The 26,657-nt window shown below is 63.8% G+C and carries 30 protein-coding genes; 15 read left to right on the top strand and 15 right to left on the bottom strand.

Translation table 11 applies throughout. The features are described 5' to 3' along the window. The first annotated feature begins 94 nt into the window (after positions 1 to 94). The 10 genes from lgt to IE083_RS07660 all read left to right on the top strand — a co-directional run bounded on the left by lgt (position 95) and on the right by IE083_RS07660 (position 9,213). A complete protein-coding gene (gene lgt / locus IE083_RS07705) occupies positions 95 to 898 on the top strand; it encodes a prolipoprotein diacylglyceryl transferase (RefSeq protein ID WP_189353031.1) in 804 nt (267 codons plus the stop codon). Positions 899 to 1,039: 141 nt separating this feature from the next. Further along, complete coding sequence (locus IE083_RS07700) at positions 1,040 to 1,498, top strand: type IV pilin protein (RefSeq protein WP_308426737.1); 459 nt, start codon at positions 1,040 to 1,042, stop codon at positions 1,496 to 1,498. Then, positions 1,495 to 1,992: a GspH/FimT family pseudopilin gene (locus IE083_RS07695; protein WP_189353030.1), complete on the top strand. Its 498-nt coding sequence runs from the start codon at positions 1,495 to 1,497 to the stop codon at positions 1,990 to 1,992. Before IE083_RS07700 ends, IE083_RS07695 begins: the two co-directional genes overlap by 4 nt. Next, entirely contained in the window at positions 1,983 to 2,576 is a 594-nt protein-coding gene (locus tag IE083_RS07690; protein WP_189353029.1) for a prepilin-type N-terminal cleavage/methylation domain-containing protein, read from the top strand. The genes IE083_RS07695 and IE083_RS07690 overlap by 10 nt, the downstream gene beginning before the upstream one ends. Then, entirely contained in the window at positions 2,573 to 4,462 is a 1,890-nt protein-coding gene (locus IE083_RS07685) for a hypothetical protein (protein WP_189353028.1), read from the top strand. Before IE083_RS07690 ends, IE083_RS07685 begins: the two co-directional genes overlap by 4 nt. Then, positions 4,459 to 4,839 carry a type IV pilus modification PilV family protein gene (locus tag IE083_RS07680; RefSeq protein ID WP_189353027.1) on the top strand — a complete coding sequence of 127 codons (381 nt, stop codon included), beginning with the start codon at positions 4,459 to 4,461 and terminating at the stop codon, positions 4,837 to 4,839. The genes IE083_RS07685 and IE083_RS07680 overlap by 4 nt, the downstream gene beginning before the upstream one ends. Positions 4,840 to 4,977: 138 nt before the next feature. Continuing rightward, positions 4,978 to 5,820 carry a putative selenate ABC transporter substrate-binding protein gene (locus IE083_RS07675; RefSeq protein WP_189353026.1) on the top strand — a complete coding sequence of 281 codons (843 nt, stop codon included), beginning with the start codon at positions 4,978 to 4,980 and terminating at the stop codon, positions 5,818 to 5,820. Beyond that, the gene (locus IE083_RS07670; RefSeq protein ID WP_189353025.1) at positions 5,817 to 6,611 is read left to right on the top strand and encodes a phosphonate ABC transporter ATP-binding protein; all 795 of its coding nucleotides are present in this window, start codon (positions 5,817 to 5,819) and stop codon (positions 6,609 to 6,611) included. The genes IE083_RS07675 and IE083_RS07670 overlap by 4 nt, the downstream gene beginning before the upstream one ends. Next, complete coding sequence (locus tag IE083_RS07665) at positions 6,605 to 8,179, top strand: PhnE/PtxC family ABC transporter permease (RefSeq protein ID WP_189353024.1); 1,575 nt, start codon at positions 6,605 to 6,607, stop codon at positions 8,177 to 8,179. Before IE083_RS07670 ends, IE083_RS07665 begins: the two co-directional genes overlap by 7 nt. A gap of 359 nt (positions 8,180 to 8,538) precedes the next feature. Beyond that, entirely contained in the window at positions 8,539 to 9,213 is a 675-nt protein-coding gene (locus IE083_RS07660) for a flagellar biosynthesis anti-sigma factor FlgM (RefSeq protein WP_189353023.1), read from the top strand. Between the two features lie 148 nt (positions 9,214 to 9,361). On the opposite strand, the gene IE083_RS07655 is transcribed toward IE083_RS07660, so the two are convergent. Further along, positions 9,362 to 9,805: an Lrp/AsnC family transcriptional regulator gene (locus IE083_RS07655; protein WP_189353076.1), complete on the bottom strand. Its 444-nt coding sequence runs from the start codon at positions 9,803 to 9,805 to the stop codon at positions 9,362 to 9,364. Positions 9,806 to 9,930: 125 nt separating this feature from the next. On the opposite strand from IE083_RS07655, the gene IE083_RS07650 reads away from it, so the two are divergent. Beyond that, complete coding sequence (locus IE083_RS07650; protein WP_189353022.1) at positions 9,931 to 10,563, top strand: LysE family translocator; 633 nt, start codon at positions 9,931 to 9,933, stop codon at positions 10,561 to 10,563. A 100-nt stretch (positions 10,564 to 10,663) separates the two neighbouring features. Here IE083_RS07650 and IE083_RS07645 read toward each other — a convergent pair whose 3' ends face one another. From IE083_RS07645 to IE083_RS07590, 12 genes are all read right to left on the bottom strand, one after another. Continuing rightward, a complete protein-coding gene (locus tag IE083_RS07645) occupies positions 10,664 to 12,667 on the bottom strand; it encodes a methyl-accepting chemotaxis protein (RefSeq protein ID WP_189353021.1) in 2,004 nt (667 codons plus the stop codon). A gap of 332 nt (positions 12,668 to 12,999) precedes the next feature. Further along, positions 13,000 to 13,794, bottom strand: coding sequence for an aminodeoxychorismate lyase (gene pabC, locus IE083_RS07640; RefSeq protein ID WP_189353020.1), 795 nt, complete (start codon positions 13,792 to 13,794; stop codon positions 13,000 to 13,002). Continuing rightward, the gene (locus IE083_RS07635) at positions 13,794 to 15,092 is read right to left on the bottom strand and encodes an aminodeoxychorismate synthase component I (RefSeq protein ID WP_189353019.1); all 1,299 of its coding nucleotides are present in this window, start codon (positions 15,090 to 15,092) and stop codon (positions 13,794 to 13,796) included. Before IE083_RS07635 ends, pabC begins: the two co-directional genes overlap by 1 nt. 259 nt (positions 15,093 to 15,351) lie before the next feature. Continuing rightward, on the bottom strand, positions 15,352 to 16,593 hold the full coding sequence (gene fabF, locus IE083_RS07630) for a beta-ketoacyl-ACP synthase II (protein WP_189353018.1): 1,242 nt from the start codon (positions 16,591 to 16,593) through the stop codon (positions 15,352 to 15,354). 164 nt (positions 16,594 to 16,757) lie between these two features. Beyond that, the gene (gene acpP / locus IE083_RS07625) at positions 16,758 to 16,997 is read right to left on the bottom strand and encodes an acyl carrier protein (RefSeq protein WP_047965576.1); all 240 of its coding nucleotides are present in this window, start codon (positions 16,995 to 16,997) and stop codon (positions 16,758 to 16,760) included. Between the two features lie 197 nt (positions 16,998 to 17,194). Then, entirely contained in the window at positions 17,195 to 17,956 is a 762-nt protein-coding gene (gene fabG, locus IE083_RS07620) for a 3-oxoacyl-ACP reductase FabG (protein WP_373295178.1), read from the bottom strand. Between the two features lie 18 nt (positions 17,957 to 17,974). Next, positions 17,975 to 18,904, bottom strand: a complete 930-nt coding sequence (gene fabD / locus IE083_RS07615) for an ACP S-malonyltransferase (RefSeq protein WP_189353016.1) — start codon at positions 18,902 to 18,904, stop codon at positions 17,975 to 17,977. Positions 18,905 to 19,074: 170 nt separating this feature from the next. Continuing rightward, positions 19,075 to 20,034, bottom strand: a complete 960-nt coding sequence (locus IE083_RS07610) for a beta-ketoacyl-ACP synthase III (RefSeq protein WP_189353015.1) — start codon at positions 20,032 to 20,034, stop codon at positions 19,075 to 19,077. Next, entirely contained in the window at positions 20,031 to 21,077 is a 1,047-nt protein-coding gene (plsX, locus tag IE083_RS07605; protein WP_189353014.1) for a phosphate acyltransferase PlsX, read from the bottom strand. The genes IE083_RS07610 and plsX overlap by 4 nt, the downstream gene beginning before the upstream one ends. Positions 21,078 to 21,139: 62 nt before the next feature. Beyond that, positions 21,140 to 21,319, bottom strand: a complete 180-nt coding sequence (gene rpmF / locus IE083_RS07600) for a 50S ribosomal protein L32 (RefSeq protein WP_017509929.1) — start codon at positions 21,317 to 21,319, stop codon at positions 21,140 to 21,142. Positions 21,320 to 21,349: 30 nt separating this feature from the next. Then, positions 21,350 to 21,850 (bottom strand): YceD family protein, encoded by a 501-nt coding sequence (locus IE083_RS07595; protein WP_189353013.1) that lies wholly within the window; start codon positions 21,848 to 21,850, stop codon positions 21,350 to 21,352. Next, positions 21,843 to 21,980, bottom strand: a complete 138-nt coding sequence (locus IE083_RS07590) for a hypothetical protein (protein WP_189353012.1) — start codon at positions 21,978 to 21,980, stop codon at positions 21,843 to 21,845. Before IE083_RS07590 ends, IE083_RS07595 begins: the two co-directional genes overlap by 8 nt. Between IE083_RS07590 and IE083_RS07585 the strand changes: the two genes are divergently transcribed. Both IE083_RS07585 and IE083_RS07580 read left to right on the top strand, forming a co-directional pair. Then, a complete protein-coding gene (locus IE083_RS07585) occupies positions 21,979 to 22,557 on the top strand; it encodes a Maf family nucleotide pyrophosphatase (RefSeq protein WP_189353011.1) in 579 nt (192 codons plus the stop codon). The genes IE083_RS07590 and IE083_RS07585 overlap by 2 nt on opposite strands. Then, on the top strand, positions 22,557 to 23,261 hold the full coding sequence (locus IE083_RS07580; RefSeq protein ID WP_189353010.1) for an SAM-dependent methyltransferase: 705 nt from the start codon (positions 22,557 to 22,559) through the stop codon (positions 23,259 to 23,261). The genes IE083_RS07585 and IE083_RS07580 overlap by 1 nt, the downstream gene beginning before the upstream one ends. A gap of 56 nt (positions 23,262 to 23,317) precedes the next feature. Here the strand turns inward: IE083_RS07580 and IE083_RS07575 are convergent, their stop codons facing one another. Further along, on the bottom strand, positions 23,318 to 24,181 hold the full coding sequence (locus IE083_RS07575) for a Rossmann-like and DUF2520 domain-containing protein (RefSeq protein ID WP_189353009.1): 864 nt from the start codon (positions 24,179 to 24,181) through the stop codon (positions 23,318 to 23,320). A gap of 69 nt (positions 24,182 to 24,250) precedes the next feature. Between IE083_RS07575 and IE083_RS07570 the strand changes: the two genes are divergently transcribed. Beyond that, the gene (locus tag IE083_RS07570) at positions 24,251 to 24,820 is read left to right on the top strand and encodes a LemA family protein (protein WP_189353008.1); all 570 of its coding nucleotides are present in this window, start codon (positions 24,251 to 24,253) and stop codon (positions 24,818 to 24,820) included. Between the two features lie 11 nt (positions 24,821 to 24,831). Beyond that, a complete protein-coding gene (locus IE083_RS07565; RefSeq protein ID WP_189353007.1) occupies positions 24,832 to 25,713 on the top strand; it encodes a hypothetical protein in 882 nt (293 codons plus the stop codon). On the opposite strand, the gene IE083_RS07560 is transcribed toward IE083_RS07565, so the two are convergent. Next, positions 25,710 to 26,453 carry an aminotransferase class I/II-fold pyridoxal phosphate-dependent enzyme gene (locus tag IE083_RS07560; protein WP_229799652.1) on the bottom strand — a complete coding sequence of 248 codons (744 nt, stop codon included), beginning with the start codon at positions 26,451 to 26,453 and terminating at the stop codon, positions 25,710 to 25,712. The two genes, IE083_RS07565 and IE083_RS07560, sit on opposite strands and share 4 nt — an antisense overlap. Between the last annotated feature and the right edge of the window lie 204 nt (positions 26,454 to 26,657).

Genomic DNA, 26,657 nt, shown 5'->3' with positions numbered 1-26,657 from the left:
AAGGCGTCGCGCGGCGGGTAGCAGCGCGACGACCGGTAACGCTTTCCGTATAATTTATCCCTATCCTTTTACCGCAAACGCCCATACCTGACAAATGCTGATCCATCCCCAGTTTGATCCTGTCGCCATCCAGCTTGGCCCGCTGGCCATCCACTGGTACGGCCTGATGTACCTCGTCGGCTTCGGCCTGTTCCTGTGGCTGGGCCATGTCCGTATCAAACAGCAGCCGGATTGTGGCTGGAACGGCAAGGATCTCGACGATTTCCTGACCTGGGCGGTGCTCGGCGTCATCGTCGGCGGGCGGCTGGGCGAGGTGCTGTTCTACCAGCCCGGCTACTATCTGGCGCACCCGGCCGAGATCCTGATGGTGTGGAAAGGCGGCATGAGCTTCCACGGCGGCTTCATCGGCGTGCTGGCGGCGATGCTGCTGTTCGCGCGCAAGAAAGGTGTCAGCTTCTGGCAGATCAGCGACTTCGTCGCACCGCTGGTACCGACAGGGTTGGCCGCAGGCCGCATCGGCAACTTCATCAACGGCGAGCTGTGGGGCCGCATCGCCAGCCACGACCTGCCGTGGGCGATGATCTTCCCGCACGTCGACGCCATGCCGCGCCACCCGTCGCAGCTGTACCAGGCGGCGCTGGAAGGCCTGGCGCTGTTCGTGATCCTGTGGCTGTTCTCGGCACGGCGCCGGCCGCTGGGGCAGGTGTCGGCAGTGTTCCTGACCGGCTACGGCAGCTTCCGCTTCATCGCCGAATTCTTCCGCACCCCGGACGCCGGCATCTTCGGCCAATCCGACATCATCAGCATGGGACAGTGGCTGAGCCTGCCGATGATCGTTGCCGGCCTCGTGCTGTACCGTTATTTCGGGCGCCGCACCACGATAAAGGGGAACATGTAGCCGGCAACCCGCCCATGCCGGCCGGCCACACCGGACAATAAAATATGTGCTTGATTTGAGAATATTTATGCAAGCACCGATTCCTTTTTCTAGTTGCCGGCCACCGGATACATTTGGCACAATGCCGGGGGCATCCACCCCGTGCTCCACATTCGAGATCAATGCGGAACATTTACCCAAACCACCTGCGCCAACCCTTACATGACCCTACCTTGCCGCGGCTTTTCCCTGATCGAACTGATGGTGGCACTGGGCATAATCGCCCTGCTTGCCGCTTTTGCCCTGCCTGCTTATCAGAGCTACGTCATGCGCGCACGCCGGGCAGACGCCACCAGCATGCTGTACCAGGTACAGCAGAGCCAGATCCGCTACCGCGGCTTCAATGCCGGTTACGCTTCCAACATGACGACGTTGGGCTTGTCTGCCAGTTCACCGGAAAATTACTACAACATCACCACCGGCCTCATTGCCAGCGGCTTCTACGTTGTAGCCAAACCGGCATCCGGCAGTGCGCAACTGAAGGACAGCGTTTGCCAGACCATCAGACTGGAACAGGTCAACGCCAATACCCCGCAAACTCCGGAAGCATGCTGGAAATGACCGGATCCACCGTGCGCGTGCACGGCTTTACCCTGGCCGAGCTGCTGGTTACGCTGGTCATTATCGGCATCATGCTGATGCTGGCCCTGCCCGCAATGGGCAGCTGGAACAAGCGCCAGCAATTGCAGAATGCCGTTGACGACCTGACCGACACGCTGAGACTGGCACGCCAGCACGCCATCACCAGCCAGCAAGATGTCTGGGTGGAACTCACCACTGCCAGTGCAGCACAGTGGGAGCTACGGGTGGTATCCACCACTGAAACGGTCGCCAGTCGCAGCTCGGCCAGTTACGGCGCGGTAACGCTGGCCAGGCAAGGCGGCAGCCTGCCGTTGAAATTTGCCTTCTCGCCGTTGCGCGGCATGCCGGTAGACAACAGCAGCACAACCCTCAATGAGGTCAAACTCAGTCTCGGCCGCAGCGGATGCAGCAGCGGTACCATCACCCTGCTGGTGACCGGCTTTGCATACGGGAGCAAAACCACATGCGACTGAACACCCAGCGTGGCATGAGCCTGCTGGAATTGCTGGTATCGATGACCATTGGCCTGATCCTGCTGCTGGCACTGTTCAACCTGATGGCCAACCTGCTGGCAACACAATCCGTCGACAAGCGCCGGGCGCTGGCAGGCAGCGTGCTCGACACCGCCGTATCCATGATGGGCATGGAACTGCGCCGTGCCGGCTATTGGGGCAGCACGGCCAGCGGTACCAATCCCTACGGCAATCTTTACATCGAAAATAGCGGCAGCTGCATACGTTACGCCTATGCCCCGCTACCCGGTGAAAGCGCCGCAGCATCAGCCAGCCGCTATCTCGCCTTCCGCCTCGATAACAACAAGCTGCAACACCTGCAAACCACTGCTGCCAACTGGTCATGCAGCGCTGCGGCCAACCTTTGGCAAGACATGAGCAAGGCCGATCAGGCCTCCGGATTGCAACTGCAGTTTGCTGCCCTTAATGCCGGCAAAGCCATTGACATTGCCGTTACGGCGCGCGATCCGGGCAACGCCTCACAAACCTTCAGCCGCAGCACCACGGTGCAACTGCGCAACCTGCCTGCCGTGACCACCCCATGAAACCTGCCCATCCCGCCACGCTCCGCCGCCAGCATGGCCTGGCAACGCTGTTTGTCGCCATCACCCTGCTGGCCATTTCCAGCCTGGTCTTGCTGGCCAGCAGCAAGCACCTGGTGGTAGACCAGTTCAACGCCCAAAACCAGCACCGCTACAATCAGGCACTCAATTACGCCGAAGAAGGCCTTGACCGTGAGCTGGCCGCGCTGATCAGCAGCGCACAAGCTGGCACCACGGTACTTGACGCCAAGATTGACGAGCTGAGCACCACCGGCCGAAGCGGCACGCATTACACTGCCCGCCTGGTCGGTACCGCTCCGGATTACCGGCTCATCGTCGCCGGTACCTACGATGGCCAGCAGGTATCCGTACAACGCATGTTGCACCGTGACAGCGGAGGCAGCTCCGGAGGAACCGCATCCCCACTGACACTGATCGGCGACCTCAATCTGGGCGGCAGCGTCACCATCCTGGGCGGACAAGCCGCCTCCTTTACCGTGGATGGCAATATTTCGATGAACGGCAGCATCAACGGCATCGACAGCCTGCGCTCCACCGGCACCATCACCATCGGCGGCAACCAGACCGTCAACAACCTGCAAGCCAACGACGATATCACTATCCAGAACGGCACCTACCAGACCATCAAGACCATGGGCAATATCGTGATGAGTGGCAATGCGGTTGTCAGCGTCGTCAAGGCCAACGGCAGCGGCACCTTCGGCAACAGCAATGTCGGGTCCGCAGAAATCATCGGCAACGTCAACATCAACAATGGCGGCACCAGCATGGGCAGCCTGAAAACCCAGGGCAACCTTACCAGCAACACCAGCGGCACCGTCGGGCCGGTACAGGCAGAAGGCAACCTCACCATCAGCGGCTGGGGCGGCACGATGACGGCCACCATCGGCGGCAGTGCTAGCTACAGCAAAGGCAACACCGATATCAAGGTCACCCAGATCAGCGGCCTGCAAGTGCCGATTGACCCGGTCACCGAGGTAAAAGCCAGCCAAGGCAGGATCGATGCCAATGATTACCGCTCGCAAGCCAACTATGCGTTCACGCGGGATACCGACAACAACATTATCGTTACTGTAAGCAATGTCTCGGGCCTGGCCGACGGCGACTACCGCATCGGCCACAACAGCAGCAAGCATCGCAACTACCTGTGCAAGACAGTAAACAGTGGTGTTTGCAGCAGCGGACAACCCATGGTCAAGTTCTGCAGTGGTTATTCGGACTATAACGACTGTCTGAGCGTGAATAACAGCGGTACCTGGTCGCTGAACGGCACCACCATGGCCCCCGGTATCCTGTGGTTCGACGGTGCGGTCACCGCCGGCAATGGTACCTACTACAACACCATCATCGCGACCGGCAACATCAGCACCTCGGGCAGCCATGTGTTATATGCGCCCAACTATGCGGGCTATAGCACGGTATGCACCAACACCGGCTTTACCCTGCGCCCGGCCAATCTGTGCGACTTTACCAACAGCAAGCTGCTTGAGCTGCCCACCGCCAACATCGCCTACCTGTCCGGCGCCTACAAGAATGGCAGCTATACCGGCGGCGACATCACACTGGGCGCCAGCAATCATGTCTACGGCAGCGTGATTGCCGGCAACCACCTGAAGACCGGCGGCAGCACCACCGTACACGGCTATGTCAGCGCCGGGCGGTGCGACAGCATCAGTAACGGCAGCTGCGTGAAGCCCGCCGGCCTGGCCGGCCACACCTGGAATGGCAGCACCACCATCGACCTGCGCGATCTGCCCGCATCATTCAACCCCGGCAATACCGGCACGAGCGGAGCAGGAGGCAGCGGTAGCGCGACCACCATCACCCGCGTCGCAGCCAGCTGGATCGACTCGGGAACCGCGCCATGAGACGCAGCCAACGCGGCATCTCGCTGATCGAGGTACTGGTCACCATGCTGGTACTGGCCTTCGGCGTACTGGCGCTGGTACGCATGCAGGGCTACCTGTACCACAGCCAGATCAGTGCCAACGACTACAATGCCGCCACCACCCTGGCACAGAACGCACTGGAACAGCGGCACGCCGGCTTGAATGGCCCAGACGACCTGTGCACTAAAAGCAGCTTTGATTCCCCGCTGCCCGATGCCTCCGGCTCACTCGCCCGCTTCAAATGCCAGAGCACCACAGCTGGCAGCCAGACCACCGTAACCGTGCGCTGGGACGACAGCACTGGCACCATGCGCCAGATCAGCCTGAGCGCCCCCACCCTGCTCACAGACTCCTGAGTCCTATCCGGCTGCGGCCAACCTTTGCTAGAATCTGCCCCCGGCGGCCTTTTGCCCGCCACCCTGTGATGCAGCCGCCCACGGCTGCATTTTTTTGCTGTCGGCGGCCTGTTGTCCGCTCAGACCAAGAGAATTCCGATGAAAACCAAAATCGCCCTGGCCAGCCTGCTGCTGGCCGTTTCTGCTGTTGCAAGCGCCGAAGCGCTGCTGAAAGTCTCCGCCATTCCGGACGAAGCCCCGACCGAGCTGCAACGCAAGTTCGCGCCGCTGGGCCAGTACCTGGAAAAAGAGCTGGGCATGAAGGTGCAGTTCGTGCCGGTCAGCGACTACGCCGCGGTGGTGACCGCGCTCAACGCCGACCAGATCGACATGGCGTGGCTGGGCGGCTTCACCTTCGTGCAGGCCAGAGCGCGCGGCAAGGTGGTACCGCTGGTGCAGCGCGAGGAAGATTCGCGCTTCACCTCCAAATACATCGTCAATGCCGACAGCGGCATCAGCAAGCTGCAGCAGCTGAAGGGCAAGAGCTTTGCCTTCGGCTCCGCCTCGTCCACCTCCGGCCACCTGATGCCGCGCTACTTCCTGCAAAAGCAGCACATCAAGCCGGAAACCTTCTTCAAGAGCGTCGGCTACTCCGGCGCGCATGACGCCACCGTGGCCTGGGTTGCCTCCGGCAAGGTCGACGCCGGCGTGCTGAACGCCTCGGTGTGGGACAAGCTGGTCGAAGCCGGCAAGGTCGACCAGAGCAAGGTCAAGCTGCTGGGCACCACCCCGCCGTACTTCGACTACAACTGGACCGTGCGCGGCAGCCTGGATAAAAAACTGCAGCAGAAAATCCAGCAGGCATTCCTGAAGCTGAATGCGGCCAACCCTGAGCACAAGGCGATCCTTGAGCTGCAACGCGCCAGTCGTTTCATCCCGACCAAGGCCGCCAACTACAAGGGCATCGAAGCCGCCGCCAAAGAAGCCGGTCTGCTGCAATGAGCCTGCGTTTTGACTCGGCCAGCCTGAGCCTGGGCGGCAGCCGCATCCTGCAGCCGCTGTCGCTGCAACTGGCGCAGGGCGAGCAGGTGGCGCTGATCGGCCCGTCCGGCGCCGGCAAGTCGTCGCTGCTGCTGCTGGCGGGCAGCTGCCACCGTCCCGACGGTGGCAGCGTGCAGCTGCTGGGGCAGGACCCGTGGCAACTGCGCGCGCCGGCGCTGCGCCGGCTGCGCAGCCGCATCGGCAGCGTGTACCAGCATCCGCCGCTGCCGGCGCTGCAGCGGGTGGTCACCGCCGTGGGTGCCGGTCGCCTGGGCAGCATGTCCACGTTGGCCGCACTGCGCCGCCTGCTGTGGCCGCAGGATGTCGCCGCCATCCGCGACGCGCTGCAACGGGTGCAGCTGGGCGACAAGCTGTGGCAGCGCTGCGACCGCCTCTCCGGCGGCCAGCGCCAGCGCGTCGGCATCGCCCGCGTGCTGTACCAGCGTCCGGAGCTGCTGCTGGCCGACGAGCCGGTATCGGCGCTCGACCCGCGCCTGGCCGACGACACCGTCGCGCTGCTGTGCAGCGACGCACGTCAGCGCGGCGCCACGCTGCTGGTCAGCCTGCACTCGGTCGAGCTGGCGCTCGCCCACTTCCCGCGCCTGATCGGCCTGCGTGACGGTCGCATCGCCTTCGACCTGCCGCGCGCCGAGGTCACCCCGCCGCTGCTGGCGGCGCTGTACGCCGGCGAACAACCGGCCACCGCCGACGAGCCGGCGCTGGGCAGCGGCATCCGGATCGCGCCATGCTAAACAGCAGCCTGCACGACCCGGCCCACGCGTCGCGGCTGGCCGGCCTCATCGCCACGCCGCTATTGCTGCTGGCGGCGATGGCCTACACCGGCTTCAACCCGCTGCTGCTGGCCGATGGCGACACCGCCGGCACGCTGTGGCGCTTTGTCGCCGACTTCTTCCCGCCCAGCCGTGACGGCGCCTTCCTGCACGACCTGCTGCGCGAAACCGCCACCACGCTGGCGATTGCCAGCAGCGGCCTCGCGCTGGCGGTGTTGCTCGGCCTGCCGCTGGCACTACTGACCAGCCGCGCGCTGGACCGCGACCACCTGTGCGGCGACGCGCCGGCCTGCCCCTGGCAATGGCTGCAACGCCTGCTGCGCGCCGTGCTGATCGTGCTGCGCGGCGTGCCGGACCTGGTGTGGGCGCTGCTGCTGGTGCGCGCCGCCGGGCTGGGCAGCCTGCCGGCGGTGCTGGCGCTGGGGCTGGCCTATGGCGGCATGCTGGGCAAGGTCTACGCCGAGATCCTGGAATCGCAGCCACCTCAGGCCGCGGCGGCGCTGGCCGCCAGCGGTGCCTCGCGGCTGGCGGTGTTCGGCTACACGCTGCTGCCGCAGGCGGCCAGCGAGCTGATCAGCTACAGCGTCTACCGCTGGGAATGCGCGATCCGCGCCTCGGCGGTGATGGGCTTCGTCGGCGCCGGCGGCCTCGGCCTGCTGCTGGATACCTCGATGCGGATGCTGAACGGCGGCGAAGTCGGCAGCCTGCTGCTGCTGTTCGCCGCGCTGGTGGCGCTGACCGAGGGCGTCAGCCGCGTCAGCCGCGCCGCCATCCATAGCCGCGCCGGCGGCGCCGCGCTGGCCGCCGGCACGCTGTCGCTGCTGGCCCTGTCGCTGCTGTGGTTGTGGCCGCAATGGCGCGCGGCGCCGTTCGATATCGCCGGGCTGTGGCGCTTCGCCCAGGAATTCCTGCGGCCAACCTTGCGCAGCGATTTCCTCGTCCAGGTCGGCAGCAGCGTGCTGGAAACGCTGCTGGTCTCGGCACTGGGCAGCGCACTGGCCTTCATCGGCGGCGCGCTGCTGGCGCTACCGGCCAGCAACCGCGGCCCGCGTTGGCTGCGCGCACCGGTGCAATTGCTGCTCAATTTCCTGCGCGGCACGCCGGATCTGCTGTGGGGCGCGCTGGCGGTGCTGGCGCTGGGCCTCGGCCCGGCCGCCGGCGTGCTGGCACTGGCGGTGCACACCAGCGGCGTGCTGGGCCGGCTGTTCGCGCAGACGCTGGAAAACACACCGCCGGACGCGGAAGCCGCGCTGCGCCACAGCGGCGCCGGTCACCTGGCCTGCCTGTGCTACGGCCTGCTGCCGCAGGCGCTGCCGCAGTGGCTGGCCTACACCCTGTATCGCTGGGAAAACAATATCCGCATCGCCGCCATCCTGGGTCTGGTCGGCGCAGGCGGCCTCGGCCAGCAGCTGTATCTGGCGCTGTCGCTGTTCCAGCTGTCCAACGCCGCGACGCTGATCCTGGCCATGCTGCTGCTGTCGTGGGGAGTGGAGAGCTTCAGCCGCTGGCTGCGACAGCGGCTGCAATAGCCTGCCAGCTGGCTTGAAAACGATGCGGCCAACCTTGGGAAAGGTTGGCCGCAGTGTTTTGAGGCGCGTCGTCGGCCGGAGGGGTGAACCATGCCCGTGTGCTAGTGTAGTGCTGCGTTCTTGATGGAACTTGAAATCAGCTTGAAACCCGCATGGATATTGGTTTTCATATGTTTCAAATAGCGTGAAACACTACACTAGCATGTCTGCTGTCGGCCACAAGCGGACTGTCAGGCTTAGTCACAGAAAGCAGCCATTCGATAGTGGTTATGCTTTCATCAGCAGCAATTTAGGGGCGCTTCTGTACTCCATGGCATGCTTATTGCATTTTCCAATAAGCATACTCAAAGGAGTGAAAAATGATTATCCAAGGCTTCAGTACTATCGCCTCTGCCTACAGCACGAACACCAAATCGGCTGTTGGGCGGCAAACATCACCGGCACCTGCGGCAAATTATGCCGATAAGGTAAGCATTTCCGATGCAGCAAAAGCCCTAGTGGCTGCCTCTCAGGCTGCAACGCAAGACCCCGGGATTCAAGCCCGGATTGACGCAATCAAGGCCAAGCCAGGCGTTGAACGAACTGAAGCAGATTTTGAATATCTCTCTAAAAACGACAAACGTTTCGCGGAACTTCAGGAAAAGATGAAGGCCAGCGGTAAGGCGGGCTTCGATTCGCTCACCGCCGACGAAGTCGATTATATGCAGAAGGCTGGCGGCTTCGTGAACACGATGGCTGAGTTGTCGCCCAAGGAAAAAGCGCTTTACGATGAACTCGTCGCTAATGGCAATCTTGAAGCGGCACACGGGTTGATGCTTGTAGGTATGTCGCGCATAGGAATGAGTGGTCAGCAGGTAACACTACCCAATGGCAAAACCTTTGACCCCGGTAATACGGAGGTGACGGCAGATAACATCCGAAGTCTCTTTAAATACATGTTCGTAGACCCTAGCGGCAATACCGACCGTCAGTTCGAGGCACTCGCTTCATATTTGGATAAACGAGGAACGTCGGATACGACTGTCAAGTCATAATAAAGCAGAGGCTAAGGGAGGAGTATCCACCGCAACTTTTTGCGGATGCCCAAGTTTCAGAGTGTCTGCTTCTCTTGGTCTCCGACTTCCGCTAAGGGTCGATAGCAGGCATCCCGCCTCCAAGGAAAGACCACCTGCTCCACCTCCCCTAACGCGGCGGCAGCACCGGACGGTTGCTGAGCGGGGTCGACAGGATGATGCTGGTGCGCGTCTCGCCCAGATCGTTCAGCCGCGACACCAGCAGCTCCAGATGCGACACGTCGCGCGCCAGCACGCGAAAGACGTAGGAATCGACCCCGGTCACGTGGTGGCACTCCTGCACTTCCGCCATCGCGGCCAACCTTTCCAGTAGCACCTTCTTCGCCGGTTGCGGTACGGTGATGCCGACCAGCGCCGACAGCGCAAAGCCGGCCTTCAGCGGCGCCACCACGGCGTGATAGCCGCTGATCACCCCCGCCTCTTCCAGCCGCTTCACCCGCTCCGATACCGCAGGCAGCGACAGCCCCACCGTCTGCGCCAGTTCGGTCAGCGATTGCCGCGCATTGTCCTGCAACGCCTGCAGGATCAGCCACGATTTGCCATCTACTTCCATTTGCAAGCCTTTCTGCTGTTTGGCCTAAGAATATAAACCCGACATCGTATTTTGGCGAAGATACCTGATGGCGCGCGCGGCGGCGCCGTCGCACACTAGGGCATCACATCGAGGAGCCAGACGCCATGCAAAGCAGCCACCTGTTTGTCGAGGCCGCCCTCATCGGGCTGGCGATTGCCGCGCCGGTCGGGCCGGTGGGTTTGTTGTGCATCGAGCGCACGCTGCGCCAGGGCGCGGCCACCGGCTTTGTCACCGGGCTGGGCGCCGCCACCGCCGACGCCATCTACGCCGCGATCGGTGCCGCCGGCCTCGGCACGCTGATCGCGCTGCTGACGCGGCTGGCGACGCCGCTGGCGCTGGCCGGCTGCGTGCTGCTGCTGTACCTGGGCATCGCCACCCTGCGCCGCGACGCGGCCAGCCACGCCGCCCGTGCCGCCGGCGCGCACAGCCTGCCGCGCGCCTACGGCAGCGCGCTGGCGCTGACGCTGACCAACCCGATGACCATCCTGTCCTTCATCGCCATCTTCGCCGGGCTGGCCGGCGCGCGCACGCCGTCGCTGGCCGACAGTGTGCTGATGGTGGTGGGCGTGTTTGCCGGCTCGGCGCTTTGGTGGTTGCTGCTGGCCTACGGCGGTGGCCGGCTGCTGTCGCGGCTGGGCGTACGCGGGCAGCGGCTGGTCGACCAGGCCTGCGGCGTGCTGCTGATCGGCTTTGCGCTGCTGCTGGCGTGGCGCACGCTGGCGGGGTGGCAGGCTTGAAAACGATGCGGCCAACCCTGGAAAAGGTTGGCCGCATCGTTTTGGGGCGCGTCGCCAGCCGGAGCGGTTAGCCACGCCCATGCGCCAGCTGCAATACTGTTCAGCCGGCCGGAGCAATCCTGAACTGGCTGATGGCGCGCTGCAGGTTGTTCGACAGGCTATCCAGATCCTCCGCATTGCGGTTGTTCGACTGTGCCACCATCACATTCTCTGCCGTCATGTTCGCAATTTGTTCGATCCGCTGCACGATCTGCTGGATGGCACCATCCTGTGCCTGAATCGCACTGGCGACGCTGTGCATGTGGTGTGCTACCTGCTGCGAGCTGTGATCAATATTGCGCAGCGCGCTTTCGCTCTGCGATACCAGCTGCAGGCCGTGCTGTGCCTGGCTATTGGCCTGCTGCATACAGTCGATGGCACTGCCGATGCGCTGCTGGATATCGCTGATCAGCTTCACGATTTCCCCGGTGGCGCCACCGGTGCGCTCTGCCAGCTTGCGCACCTCATCGGCGACCACGGCAAAGCCGCGTCCCTGCTCACCGGCACGCGCCGCCTCGATCGCGGCATTCAGTGCCAGCAGGTTGGTCTGGTCGGCAATATCCTTGATCACCTGCACGATGCCGCCGATCTTCTTGGAACTTTCATCCAGCTGGCCAACATCGCTGCCGGAGGTTTCAATCTGCACAGCGATGCCTTGCACCGTACCCACCGTGCTTACCATTACTGCCAGCGCATGCTCGGTATCCTGTCGCGTTTGCTCCACCATCGTCACCGCAGCCCGGGTGCTGGTGAGTGTTTCGCTGATGCTGCCGGAGGCCTGTTCAACTGCTGCCGCCACGGCGGCAGTGGCATCCCCCTGACTGGCTGCGCTGTGCTGGATCTGGGTGCTGGATGATGCCAGTGCCGCAGAAACGGCAGCAATATTGCTGCTTCCCCGCTGGGTATCGGCAATCAGTGCAGAGAAAGTCTGCATCAGGTGATTGAAAGCCTGCGAAGTCCGCTGCAATTCCTCAGCCCCCTGCTCCGCCACCCGGCGGCTGAAGTCACCGCTGCTGACCGCTTGCTCGGCAGCAGCTGCCACCACCTGCAATGGCCGCACGATGCCATGTGCGATACGGAGCCCGCCGATTACCGTCAGCAGCAGTGCCGCCAGCACCAGCACCGACAGCCACAGCAGCTTTTGCCATGCCGCGGCCTCGATAGCGGAAGCCTGCGCCACCACGTTGCGGGTCAGCAGCTGCTCGGTGGTGTACAACAGATTGATCTTGTCGGTGATGGCGGTAAACCATACCTCCGGGTCCACATCGAAGCCGCCGCTCAGCGCCTGCTCTGCCATGCGGTCACGCAGGCGTTGCACGGCAGCGGCTGCCGGGCTGTCCAGCGCGGACTGCAGCGAGGCCAGCTCTTCCGGCTCTGCCTGGCTACGGAACAACTCCAGAAAGGCATCCTGCTTGTAGACTTTGGAAAGGATCGTGCGGTAGGCCTGCGGCGTTACCGCATTGGCGATAAACACCGGTACTGACAGTGCCCGCTCCAGCCCGGCATTTTCCTTGGTCCGGATCAGCGCCTGATAAGCAAGCAGCTTGCGGGAGATCAGTACATTCTGGTTGTAGCGCCCCATTGCACTCATTGCATCCAGCTGCGCGGCCACCGTTGCGGAGTAATACGCCGAACTGGCGGCCGGCTCGATCTGCAACTGGTCCACCTTGGTACGCAGCGCCGCCAGCTGCATCAGCTGTTCGTCGACCCGGGCCAGCGTCCGGTTCAGTGCCGCATCCTGCTCCGGCGAAGCCGTCTCACGAGTGGCCAGCAACTGGCGGTATGTCTGCAAGCGCTGTCCGGTCTCGGCGCGGATACCCGACAGGCGGCTGGCAAATTTCTGGCCGTGCGATTGCAGGAAGCCGGCCGAGGCTCCCCGTTCGATCTGCAGGGCATGGATCAGGTTGCCGGCAGCGACCGATATTTCCATCATGCCCAGTGTTTGCCTGGCATCACGATAGCTGCCCAGGTTGTGCCAGAGCAGGGAACCGGCAAATAGCAGCAGGCTCACCACCGGCACCAGCAGCAGCAAAAGAAGTCGCTGGGAAATTGTGACGAATCTCATGATCATGCCTTTTAAATAAAAGAGTTATTTAACAATTCCATAATCATGGATAATCGTGCAGTTGCCACTCACCCAAATTGACTAACATCAAACAAATACACCGTCTCGGCGCGCCTTTCCGCTCTCTTGCCTGCCGGCCATCGGCGTTGATAGCTGCACCTATAAAATATGCATCACAGTTGAAAGAGAATCCCTAAGGCTGTGGACCTGCTGACGCGGCAGGGCACCTGCGGGCGGGATGGCACTGCGCCTGTGCCGTGAGCGGCGAATGGCCACGGATCAAGGCCCAGTTCAGGGGATGGCGAGTGCCGGCGATGAAAACCGGCGATGAATCAGAGCAGCTGCTGCAGGTGGCGGGTCAGTGTGCCGGGCTGCCACTGTCGCGTCCCCAGCTGTCGCAGCGGCCAGATGCCGGCCAGGCTGTTACAGACGAAGGCTTCGTCCGACGCCAGCACCTCATCCGGTGACAGCCGCGTCTCGCGCATGTGCAGGCCAAGGTTGGCCGCAGTGTCGATCACGCAGGCGCGCATGGCGCCGGACACGCCGCAGCGGTCCAGCGGCGGGGTGATCAGCTCGCCGGCACGCACGATGAACAGGTTGCTCATGGTGCCTTCCACCACCGTGCCGTCCATGTCCAGCATCAGCCCCTCGGCGATGGCCGGGTCCGTCCACTCGCTGCGCGCCAGCACGTTTTCCAGGCGGTTGAGGTGCTTGATGCCGGCCAGCCGCGGCTGGATGGCCAGCCGCGTGTCGCACCAGCGGGCGACGATGCCGGCCGCCGCGCACTCGGCCGGGTAACCGCCCCAGGCGCTGGCGCTGACGATGCGGGTCGGGCTGCACGCGGCCGGCATCGCGTAGCCGCGCTGGCCGCTGCCACGGGTGAGCACGATCTTGACCACCGCGCGCTCAAGCCTGGCCGCCACACTGGCGATCTCGCGCAGCAGCAGCGCCTCGTCCGGGCACGGCAGGCGCAGTGCGGCGCAGTCTGCGGCCAACCTTTGCCACTGCCAGTGCCACAGCAGCGGCGTGCCGTGGCGCGCTTCCAGCGTGCGGTAGATACCGTCGCCATAGGCCAGGCCGCGATCGCCGGCGCTGATGCGGTCACCGGGCTGGCCGTTGACCAGCATCAGGCCTGCTCCACACCCAGTGCACGCAGCAGGCCGCGCGCCTTGTGGCGGGTTTCCTGCAGTTCGCGCTCGGGGTCGGAATCGGCGACGATGCCGCCGCCGGCGCGGAAGCGCAGCTGCTGCCCCTGCTGCATGAAGGTGCGGATCAGGATGTTGAGGTCCAGTGTGCCGTCGCGGTTGAGGTAGCCGAGGCTGCCGGTGTAGGCGCGACGCGCGCTGTTTTCCAGCTCACGGATGATCTGCATGGTGCGCACCTTCGGGCAGCCGGTGATGGTGCCGCCGGGGAATAGCGCACGGAACACGTCGACGGTATTGACGCCGTCACGGATGCGGCCACGGACGTTGGACTCGATGTGGTGCACGTAGGCGTAGCTGGCCACCGCCATCAGCTCGTTGACCTCCACGCTGCCGGGCTGGCAGATGCGGCCGAGGTCGTTGCGCTCCAGATCGATCAGCATCACGTGCTCGGCACGCTCCTTGATGCTGGAGATCAGCCGCTGCTTCAGCGCGGCGTCCTCTGCCGCATCCGTTGAGCGCGGATGGGTGCCGGCGATGGGGCGGGTATCGACCCAGCCGTCGTGCACGCGCACCAGGCGCTCCGGCGAGGAGCTGACGATGTGCGCGTCGCCGAAATCGGCCAGTGCCGAGAACGGCGCCGGGTTGCTGCGGCGCAGCGCGGCGTACAGGTCCGCCGGCCGCACGCCCTCCGCCAGCGTGGCACGCCAGCCGCGCGAGATATTGACCTGGAACACGTCGCCTTCGTAGATGTAGTCCTTGAGCTTGACCACCGCGTCGGTGTACCAGTGCGGCGGGTCCTCTTCCAGTGCCTGCAGCACCACAGGGTTGGCCGCAAACGGCTCCGACTCCACCAGCGCCTGTTTCAGTGCATCCAGCTGCGCCGGCGTTTCCGCCAGCAGCCAGCTTTCCCGCTTCTCGCGGTCATGCAGCAGCGCGGCGGGCATGCGGCTAAGTACCGCCAGCGGGAAGCTGTCGCTGATCGCCTGCGGCACGCTGGGCTCGAACTCGGACAGCAGGTCGTAACCGAGATAGACAAACCAGCCGCCACTGAACGGCAGCCGGTGCGGATTGGCCACCGCCTGCGGCAGCGGCAGTGCGCGCACGTCGTCGAGGAACAGCGCGCCCTCGCCTTCGCGATAGATGCGGGTGTGCTGCGGCAGGGCCATCAGGATGTCCCAGCCGCTGTCACCCGACGACTGCATCAGGTAGGGGAAACGGGCGCGATCGTGGGCGTGCAGCGCCAGCAGATCGGGGGTAAAACTCAGCAGTTCACAGTGCATGGCAGCAGGGCCCGAGGTTCGGTTGCGGCAAGGATGGCGGGGCGGCTGGCCGGGCGCGGGCGACGGCGATGACTCCCGCCGACCGCCACCTAATAGGACTATACATCCGCCGCCAGGCCTTGCCAGCACGACGCCGACGCAGGCACTACCCGCCGCCTTGCGGCAACAGCAACGTCACGTTGGCCGCAAAAAGAAAAGACCGCGCGAGTTTATCGCAGCGGTCTTGGCTGTCAACGGTTTCGACACCGTTGGGCAAGACTTACACGCGCTTGAATACCAGCGTGCCGTTGGTACCGCCAAACCCGAAGGAGTTGGAGATCGCCACGTCGATTTTCATGTCACGCGCGGTGTTGGCGCAGTAGTCCAGATCGCAGCCGCCTTCGATGTCCTGATCGTGCAGGTTGATGGTCGGTGGCGATACCTGGTTGTGCACGGCCAGAATCGAGTAGATCGCTTCCACACCGCCGGCGCCGCCCAGCAGGTGGCCGGTCATCGACTTGGTGGAGTTCACGACCAGCTTCCTGGCGTGGTCACCGAACGCGATCTTCAGCGCGTTGGTTTCGTTGGCGTCGCCCAGCGGGGTGGAGGTACCGTGCGCGTTCACGTACTGCACGTCTTCCGGATTCAGCTTGGCGTCGCGCAGCGCGTTCAGCACGCCGCGGGCCGGGCCTTCGGCGCTCGGTGCGGTGATGTGGTGCGCGTCGGAGCTCATGCCGAAGCCGACCAGCTCGGCGTAGATCCTGGCGCCGCGCTTGACCGCGTGCTCGTACTCTTCCAGTACCAGCACACCGGCGCCCTCGCCCATCACGAAGCCGTCACGGCCCTTGTCCCACGGCCGCGAAGCGGTCGCCGGATCGTCGTTGCGGGTCGACAGTGCCTTCATCGCGGCAAAGCCGCCCACCGCTAGGCTGGAGATGGTGCCTTCGGCGCCACCGGCCACCATCACGTCGGCGTCACCATACTGGATCACGCGTGCGGCATCGCCGATGCAGTGTGCACCGGTGGTGCAGGCGGACACGATGCCGTAGCTCGGACCCTGATAGCCCTTGAGGATGGATACGTGACCGGCAACCATGTTGATCAGCGAGCCGGGAATGAAGAACGGGCCGATCTTGCGGATGCCGCCTTCGTGGCGGGCCACGCCGGTTTCTTCGATCAGCGGCAGGCCACCGATACCGGAGCCGATATTCACGCCGACACGGGTCTTGTCGAGGCCCGGCACATCGTCGAGACCGGAGTCGGCTACCGCCTGCAGCGCAGCCGCGATGCCGTAATGGATGAATACATCCATGCGGCGCGCGTCTTTCGCCGAAATGTACTGGCTAATATCGAAGCCCTTGACCTCACCCGCGACCTGGCAGGAAATATCACTGGCATCGAAACGGGTAATGGTGGTGATACCACTCTTGCCGGCCAGGAGATTGGCCCAGCCACTGCTCACATCGTTGCCGACCGGGGACACATGGCCCAGGCCAGTCACTACTACTCTGCGTTTTGACACAGGGTATCTCCGCGAAAAAAGGGAGGAAGCTCCCGATAGTCCCGAACGGGCGGTATTCAATGGGCTGTCATTAAATCAAACGCACGTTTCAGGGCCACTACAGCAAAAGACCCCTGCTGGCGAGCCTGGGCTACACCGGCAGAGGTCCTGGCAAGCCCGGGAAATTACTTGTTCAGGTGAGCGGTAACGTAGTCGACTGCTTGCTGAACGGTGGTGATTTTCTCGGCTTCTTCATCCGGGATTTCGCACTCGAACTCTTCTTCCAGTGCCATCACCAGTTCAACGGTATCCAGGGAGTCGGCGCCCAGATCGTCAACAAACGAAGAGTCGATCTTGACTTCGGCTTCGTTCACGCCCAGTTGCTCGGCAACGATCTTTTTAACGCGCGCTTCGATGTTTTCCATTTGTTTAAATCCTTTACCTTTCTGTGTACGGGACAACAAAACCCCGCCATTCTACAAAAAAAACCTGCCCAAGCCTACCGCAGTCACATCATTGCCATGATATCGGCTGCGAATCGGCAATCAGTCCGGCTTTTGACCCGCCAGCATGCTCATGCTGCGCTGGCAAAAACCCCAAAACCATTCCCTGCCATTACCATTTATGGCATCAACATGCCGCCGTTCACGTGCAGGGTCTGGCCTGTCACGTACGCCGCGCGATCGGAGGCCAGGAAATCCACGGCATCGGCGATGTCCTGTGCCGCGCCCAGGCGACCCAGTGCAATCTGTTGTACCAGCGCCTCACGCTGCGCTTCCGGCAGCGCGCGGGTCATGTCGGTATCGATGAAACCCGGCGCCACGCAGTTGACGGTAATGCCGCGGCTGCCGACTTCGCGCGCCATTGACTTGGTAAAGCCCATGATGCCGGCCTTGGCGGCCGCATAGTTGGCCTGACCGGCATTGCCCATCGCGCCGACCACCGACGCGATATTGATGATGCGGCCCCAGCGGGCCTTCATCATGCCGCGCATCACGGCCTTGGATGTCTTGAATACCGACTTCAGGTTGGTATCCATGATCGCATCCCAGTCCTCGTCCTTCATGCGCATCAAGAGGCCGTCGCGGGTAATGCCGGCATTGTTCACCAGGATGGCCACGTCGCCATGCTCCTTGGCGATGGTGTCGATCAGCGCGTCAATGGCGCCGTCTTCGCCGACGTTCAGCACCATGCCGATACCGCCCCACTGCGCCAGGCGCTCGCCGATGGCGGCGGCACCGCTGTCGGAAGTGGCGGTACCGATCACCTTGGCGCCGGCGGCAGCCAGGGTATCGGCGATGGCGGCACCGATGCCGCGCGAGGCGCCGGTAACCAGCGCAACCTTACCTTGCAAACTCATTGTCTCTCTCCTGGCCGGCCGCATGCGGCCAACCTTATGTCTTTACGCCAGCTCGGCACGGGCCGCTTCCAGCCTGGCGGCATCGGTCAGCGCGTGGCAGTTCACGTTGCCGTCGATACGCTTGGCGAGGCCGGCCAGCACCTTGCCCGGACCGCATTCGGCCATCAGCACGATGCCACCGGCGGCCAGCTGCTGGACGGTTTCGGTCCAGCGCACCGGACGGTACAGCTGGCGCGTCAGCGCATCGCGGATCTGGTCGGCATTGTCGTAGGCGGCAACGTCGGCATTATGCAGCACCGGAATCTGCGGCGGGTTGATCTGGATCGCGGCCAGTGCCGCGGCCAGCTTGTCGGCGGCAGGTTTCATCAGCGAGCAGTGCGACGGCACCGATACCGGCAGCGGCAGCGCGCGCTTGGCACCTTTGGCCTTGCACAGCTCCATCGCGCGCTCCACCGCGGCCTTGTTGCCGGCAATCACCACCTGCCCCGGCGAGTTGAAATTCACCGGTTCCACCACCTCGCCCTGCGCCGCTTCGGCGCAGGCGGCGCGGATGTCGTCATCGGACAGGTTGAGGATCGCGGCCATCGCGCCCTCGCCGGCCGGCACCGCATCCTGCATCGCCTCGGCGCGCAGGCGCACCAGCTTCACCGCATCGGCAAAATCCAGCGCCCCGGCAGCCACCAGCGCGCTGTACTCGCCCAGGCTGTGGCCGGCCAGCGCGGCCGGCAAGGCGCCGCCTTGTGCCAGCCAGGCACGATAGGTCGCCACACCGGCGGCCAGCATCAGCGGCTGGGTATTGACCGTGGCGTTGATCGCCTCCGGCGTCTCCGCCTGCAGCATGGCCCACAGGTCTTCACCCAGGGCGGCCGAGGCTTCGTCAAATGTCTGTTTTACTACCGGCAGGTCGGCAAAGCCGTCCATCATTTTCAGGCTCTGCGAGCCCTGGCCGGGAAAAAGAAAGGCAAACGCCATCTCGGGGTCTCCTTTTGAAACGGGGTGAATGATGACCGCTTGCTGCGATTTATGCAAAAGAAACTGTCAAACGCTCGTATGATCACCGCAGTTCACTGCAGCTGGACGAGGTTTTGACAGTTTCACAGCGCAAGGCGCGCGACAGGCGACCGCCTGTCGCGCATGGCACCTTAGAAGCGCAGCAGCACCGCGCCCCAGGCAAAGCCGCCACCGATACCTTCCAGCAGCACAGTCTGGCCACGCTGGATGCGACCATCGCGCACCGCGCAGTCAAACGCCAGCGGAATGGAGGCTGCCGAGGTGTTGCCCTGCTCCGGCAAGGTGACGATCACCTTGTCCATCGACAGTTTCAGATGCTTGGCAGTGGATTCGATGATGCGCAGGTTGGCCTGGTGCGGCACCAGCCAGTCGACATCGGCTTGCGCCACGCCGGCTTCGTCCAGCGTCTTCTCCGCGATATCGGACAGCGCCTTGACCGCAAACTTGAACACCGCCGGGCCATCCATATGCAGGTAAGGCATGCCCTGGATCTTGCCGCCGGCGATCTGCGCCGGGGTATTCAGGATGCCTTGGTAACGACCGTCTGCGGCCAACTTGGCGTGCAGCAGGCCCGGTTCGTCCGATACCTCCAGCACCATGGCGCCCGCGCCATCGCCAAACAGCACGCAGGTACGGCGGTCGTCCCAGTCCAGAATGCGGCTCATCAGCTCGGCACCGACCACCAGCACCTTCCTGGCCATGCCGGCCTTGATGTAGTTGTTGGCGGTAACCAGCGCGTACATGAAGCCCGCGCACACGGCCTGCACGTCGAACGCAGGAATGCCCGGCACGCCGAGCTTTTCCTGCAGGATGCAGGCCGTGCTGGGGAATACCATGTCCGGAGTGGTAGTGGCGACGATGATCAGGTCCAGTTCGCCGGCTTCAATGCCGGCGCTTTCGATAGCCTTGAGCGACGCCAGATAGGCCAGATCACTGGTCTTCTGGTCATCGGCAGCGATGTGGCGTGCACGAATGCCAGTGCGAGAGACAATCCACTCGTCACTGGTTTCGACACGTTCAGCCAGCATCGCATTCGTCATCAGTAGCTCCGGCAAGTAGCTGCCGGTACCGAGAATGCGGGAATAGGTCATGCGCTGTCTTTAGCTTCTGGCCCGGATTGCCTGATATTTTGTAATTGAACGGCAACCCGGTCTGCAATGTGACCAATCACGTTGGCGCGAACTTCCTCGCAAGCCTGCTCCAGCGCGATACGAAATCCCAGCGCGTCGGTACCGCCGTGGCTTTTCACCACGATTCCCCGCAGCCCCAGAAAGCTGGCGCCATTGTAACGGCGGGGATCGACACGGGCCTTGAACCGCTTGAGCACCGGCATCGCAGCCAGGGCACACAGCTTGGTCCACCACGTGCGGGCAAACTCTTCGCGCAGGAAGGTAGAAATCATGTGCGCCAGCCCCTCGGAGGCTTTCAGCGCGACATTACCGGTAAACCCGTCGCAGACTACCACATCCACTGTTGATTTGAAGATGTCGTTGCCTTCAACGTTACCGTAGAAATTGAGGCCGGATTCGCGCAGCAGCTCGGCTGCACGCTTGATCGACTCGGTACCCTTGATATCCTCGGAGCCGATATTCAGCAAGCCGACGCTTGGATTCGGGCGATGTTCAAGGCTGACCACCAGCTCGGAACCCATGATGCCGAACTGCAACAACTGCTCCGGCGAGCAGTCGACATTGGCACCCAGATCCAGCACGCAGGTATTGCCCTTGATGCCGGGCATCATCTTGGCAATGGCGGGGCGATCAATACCGGGAATGGTTTTCAGGACGAATTTGGCCGTTGCCATCAGCGCGCCGGTGTTCCCTGCGGACACCGCTGCCTGCGCCAGGCCTTCCTTGACCAAATTGATCGACACCCGCATCGACGAGTCTTTCTTGTTTTTCAGTGCCAGCTGCGGTGACTCGTCCATCCCCACCACTTCGGAGGCATGACGAACCGTGATGCGCGCGCGCACGGAATCCGGCAGTGCCATCAGCTCAGCTTCGATTGCCGCCTGATCGCCCACCAGTACAAGATTGACATCGGGAGTGTCGCTAAGGAACTGGACAGATGCAGGGACAGTGACCTTGAGGCCAACGTCACCGCCCATTGCATCGACCGCTACGGTGATAGTCATCAACGTGACACGGTAGTTAACCTACCTGTTGTTATGAAGGTAAGGATAATAGTAAGGAACGATTACTCGCCCTTGGCCTTCACAACCTGGCGACCACGGTAGAAGCCGTTCGGGCTGATGTGGTGACGCAGGTGGGTTTCACCGGTAGTCGGCTCTTTAGCGAGCGACGGAGCGGTCAGAAAATCGTGTGCGCGGTGCATGCCACGCTTGGACGGGGACTTTTTGTTCTGTTGAACAGCCATGGTCGACTCCTAAGGATTCAAGTTAAACGTTCAGGACCTGGATTGCTTCAACACCGCCAATACCGCAAACGGATTAGGCTTGTCAGCCTTGGCGCGCTTCAGTTCTTCCGTGTCGCAGTCGTCGTGCATCAACGACAGCGGCAAGCCCATGATAATTTCGTCTTCGATCAGTGCGATAACGTCGAAAGTTTCTTCCGCCAGAATGGCGTCCAGTTCGTCATCGGCCTCTACCGCTGCTTCCAGCTTGTCCTCGCGGGAGAACAGGGTAATCACACCCCCTGCTTCCAGTTCGAACGGCATCGGCGTCAGGCAACGCTGACATTCAACGCTGAGCGTGACAGACAGACGGTAACGCAGCGACGGTCGCAGCAGATGGTCCTGAAAACCTTCCACCTCGAATTTCACCACGCCAGCATCGGATGCCAGCAGCTCATGTACGCGCCCGGCGAGCGCCGCAACCGGCCGCTCGTTCTGCAACGAAGCGCCATCGCGGGCAAACGCGAGCGGATCAATCAAAATCGGGTTAGACATAAACCCGGCATGATATTATCAGCGCCATCACTTTGTCAAAATAAACCAGCATACTGACTGCGGCAGCGGCGGCAACAAGCCATTGATGCAACAGGCAGCCTGCGCCCTCTTTACCACGGATGACCGACATGCAGATCGTGCTTGCCTCTACTTCTCCTTACCGCCGCGAAATCGTGGAACGCCTCGGCCTGCCGGTCACCGCCGTGGCACCGGTGTGCGACGAAACCCCGCTAGCGGGCGAAACCGCGCTCGATACCGCCGTGCGCCTGGCACGCAGCAAGGCGATGTCGCTGGCGGAGCACTTCCCGGAGGCGCTGATCATCGGCGGCGACCAGGTGGCACTGCTCGACGGACAGCAGATCGGCAAGCCCGGCAGCTTCGAAAACGGCGTGGCGATGCTGAAGTGGATGAGCGGCCGCACCGTGGTGTTCCACTCGGCACTGGCGCTGTACAACAGCAAGAGCGGCCATATCCAGGAAGACGTCGGCATCACTAAAGTCACCCTGCGCCAGCTGACCGAACAGCAGATCCGCAACTACCTGACCCGCGAACCGGACGCGCTCAACTGCGCCGGCAGCGCCAAAAGCGAGACGCTGGGCGGCGCACTGCTGCAGAAAGTGGAAGCCGACGACCCCAACGCGCTGATCGGCGTGCCGCTGTTCGCGCTGGTAAGCATGCTGCAGAACGAAGGCGTGGGGATCCTGTGATGGCCGGCACCCTGTACCTGATTCCCACCCCGCTGGGCGATGGCGACACCCCGTGGCTACCGGAGGGCGAGCGCACCCGCGTCACCCACATTTCCCACTTTGTGGTGGAAGCGGAAAAAACCGCGCGCAAGCACCTGAAACAGCTCGGCGTGAGCACGCCGATCCGCGAGCTGGTGATGAACACGCTGAACGAGCACACCAAGCCGGCGGAAATCGCCGCGCTGCTGGCACCGTTGGCCGCCGGACTGGACGTGGGACTGGTGTCGGAAGCCGGCTGCCCGGCGGTAGCCGACCCCGGCGCCCAACTGGTGGCGCTGGCGCACGAGAAGGGCTACCGCGTCGAGCCGCTGATCGGGCCGTCGTCGATCCTGCTGGCAATGATGGCCAGCGGTGCCAACGGTCAGTGCTTCGCCTTCCACGGCTACCTGCCGGTGGACGCCGCCGAGCGTGGCAAGGCGATCAAGGCACTGGAACTGCGCTCGCGACAGAACAACGAAACCCAGCTGTTCATCGAGACGCCGTACCGCAACAACGCGCTGCTGCAACAGCTGCGCGACACGCTGGCCCCGACCACCCGCCTGTGCGTGGCCGCCGACCTGACTGCGCCGACGCAGACCATCGTCAGCCGGCTGGTAAAGGACTGGCCGAAGGACGCACCGGACTTCCACAAGCGGCCGGCGATCTTCGTGATCCACGCCGCCTGACGACAAAGGTTGGCCGCAACACTTGCGGCCAACCTGTATCACCCTCCACCCCAACGCTAAACGGCCGGCGGCGCCAACGCCGCAGCCAGCGCCTGCTGCTGCGCCGCCGTCAGCCGCGTTGCGGCCAACCTTGCCGTCGCCGCGCCCAGTGCGCAGTACAGCGCGTCGTCCTGCGCCGACAGCACTGCGCGATGCTTGGCCACGGTGCCGGCATCGCCACGCGCGATCGGGCCGGTCAGCGCCGCCGCCGGCCCCAGCGCCAGCGTGTTGTCCAGTGTCTGCCGCATCAGCCCGCCCAGCACCGCGGCCGCCACCTCATCTGCCATGCCGGCCTGTGTCGCCACCCGCGCCGCCAGATCATGCAGTGTCACCAGGTAGTTCGAAGCAATCGACAGCGCGGCGTGGTAGGCCGCCTTGCCGCCCGGCGCCAGCACGAAGGGCACGCCGCCGATGTCTGCGGCCAACCCTTGCAACAACGGCAACGCCGCAGCATCACCCTCCAGCGCACAGCGGGCACCGGCAAAGCCGGCCACCGCGCGCGCCGGATCGGCAAAGGAAAACGCCGGATGCAGGCTGGCGCAGTGCACGCCCTGCACCGCCAGTGGCGCCAGCAAGGCCGCCTCGCCGACACCGCTGGCGTGACACACCACGCTGCCGGCGGCAATCACCCCCGCCGTCGCCAGCGCGGCCGCCACGCCGGCAATCTCGCCGTCCGGCACCGCCAGCAGGGTGATGCCGGCCGCCGGCAAGTCCGCCAGCGCCGTCAGCGCCACGCCGGCGCCGACAAAGTCGCGCGCCGCCAGCGCCGACGCCTGACTGCGGCACAGCAGCGCGCCGATGTGGTAGCGGCCGCTGTCGTGCGCCAGCCGCGCCACACTCTTGCCCAGACGCCCGCCACCGACAATATTGAGAGAAGTCATCTCGCCCCTTTCTTGACACCCGCCAGCGCTGCGGTGACGATGGCATCGAATTTCAAAGGACACCTGCTCATGCCATTTTTCCTGTTCGTTTCTGCATTCGTGGTGCTGCTTTTCTACGGCATCCTGCTCTACAACGGCCTGGTGCGCCTGAAGCACGAGGTCAGCAAGAGCTGGGCCAATATCGACGTGTTGCTGAAACAGCGCCACGACGAGATCCCCAAGCTGGTCGATCTCTGCCGTCACTACGGCCAGTTCGAGCAGGACACCCTGACGCAGGTGATGGAGGCGCGCGCCGCGATGTCGGAAGCCGCCCGCGCCGGCAACGTTGGCCGCATCGGTGAGCTGGAAGGCCAGCTGCGCGGCCTGCTCGGCCAGATTTTCGCGGTAGCCGAAGCCTATCCGGAACTGAAGGCCGACGTGCAGTTCAGCCACCTGGCGCAGCGCATCAGCCAGCTGGAAGACGGCATTGCCGATCGCCGCGAACTCTACAACGAAGCGGTCAACAACAACAACGTGCGCATCGAGCAATTCCCGGACGTGTTCGTCGCCAACCTGTTCGGCTTCCGCACCGCGCGCGCGCTGCGTTTTGCCGAGGCAGAAAAGCGCGACGTCGACGTCAAGGCGCTGTTCGAACGCTGAGCCTCGCCACCATGACCCTGCTCGCGGCGCTGCAACAGCGCTACGCCTCACTGCTGCTTTACCTGTTACTGCCCCTGCTGGCCTGGCAGCTGGATGACTTGCCGCCGCGGCTGCTGCCGGCGGCAGGCGCCCTGTTCGGCGTGGCGCTGTGGCTGCATTTCTACCGCCAGTACCGCCATGTGGCCGACACCCCGACCACCACCTCGCAGGCGGCGGCACAGGGCTATTGCGAATGCTTTGGCGAGGCCGCGGCGCCGGACGGCCCGCCGCTGGTGACCCCGTTTGGCGGCATGCGTTGCGTGTGGTATCAGGCGGAGCGGCGCCCGAACGGCCGCCAGCAGCAGCCACGGCGCAGCGAACGCCTGCGCAGCGACGATTCGTTCCGGCTGCTGGACCGGCGCGGCGAGGTCATCGTGCAGCCGGAAGGCGCCAGCGTCGAGGCCCGCCACCAGCGCAGCTGGCATGACGGCGACGACGTACTGAGCGAACGCTGGATCGCCATCGGCGACCCGCTGTATGCGCTGGGCGAGCTGCGCAGCCTCGGCGGCCAGCCGGACCGACAGGCCTTCCGCGACGACCTGCAGCTGACGCTAAACGAGTGGAAACAGGACCCGGCAGGGCTGCTGCGTCGCTTCGACCAGGACGGCGACGGCACGCTCAGTAGCGAGGAGTGGGAGCACGCCCGGCAGGCCGCCCACGACGAGGTTGGCCGCAACCACCGCGCGCTGGCCGCCATCCCGCTTGCCCATCACCTGCAACGCCCCGCCGACCGCCGCCCCTTCATTATCAGCTGGCGCTCGCCACAGGACACCGCCCGCGCACTACGCCGGCTGGCGTGGAGCCACGCCGCCTGCGCGCTGCTGGCGGCGCTGTGGCTGGCGCGCGGCGGCTAGCGCACCATCTTCATACGTGTCACCGCCTCGGCCAGGCGGTCGATGCCGGTGGTGTAGGCGACGCGCACATAGTTGCCGGCACGGTTGCTGCCGAAATCCGCCCCCGGCGTGATCGCCACCTTCACCTCGTCCAGCATGCGCTGGCAGTAGGCAAAGCTGTCGTCCGTCACCGCCGACACGTCGGCGTAGACGTAGAAGGCGCCGTCCGGCACCGCGTCGATGCGCCAGCCCAGCGTCGGCAACACCTGCAGCAGGAAATCCCGCCGCCGGCCAAATTCGGCGCGGCGGCTTTCCAGCACGTCCAGTACCGCCGGCTGGAACGCGGCCAGTGCGGCGTGCTGTGCCGCCGCTGGCGGACACAGGAACAGGTTCTGCGCCAGCCGGATCGCCGGCTCGACATAGGCCGGCGGCACCACCAGCCAGCCCAGCCGCCAGCCGGTCATCTGGAAATACTTGGAGAAGCTGTTGATCACGAAGGCATCGTCCGCCAGTTGCAAGGCCGAGAACGAATCGGCGCCGTAGGTCAGCCCCTGGTAGATCTCGTCCACGATCAGCGCGCCGCCACGGGCGCGGCAGCGCTCGGCCAGCGCGGCGATCTCGTCGCGGCTGAGCACGGTACCGGTCGGGTTGGCCGGCGTGGCCACCATCGCCGCCACCGTGTTCGGCTGCCAGTTGGCATCCAGCTCGTCGGCCAGCAACTGGTAACGCGTCGCCGCGCCGACCGGCACCGCCTGCGGCACGCCGCCAAGCAGGCTGACGAAGTGGCGGTTGCTACGGTTTTATCGACAGACAAATAATGTCAAATTAAATGGATTCATGCCAAATACACTGACAACATTGATATCTCCGCCACATCACAATCATTCCATTGACACTTTACACTTGAACCGCCCCGGGTTTTGCGGAGGCTCCCTCACTTGAGAGAATGGAGCCATGAGCAAATC

The sequence above is a fragment of the Vogesella fluminis genome (genome assembly GCF_014652335.1).
GTDB classification, from domain to species: domain Bacteria; phylum Pseudomonadota; class Gammaproteobacteria; order Burkholderiales; family Chromobacteriaceae; genus Vogesella; species Vogesella fluminis.
The sequence above is the reverse complement of the archived record's forward strand: the minus strand, read 5'-3'. Positions and strand labels throughout refer to the sequence as shown.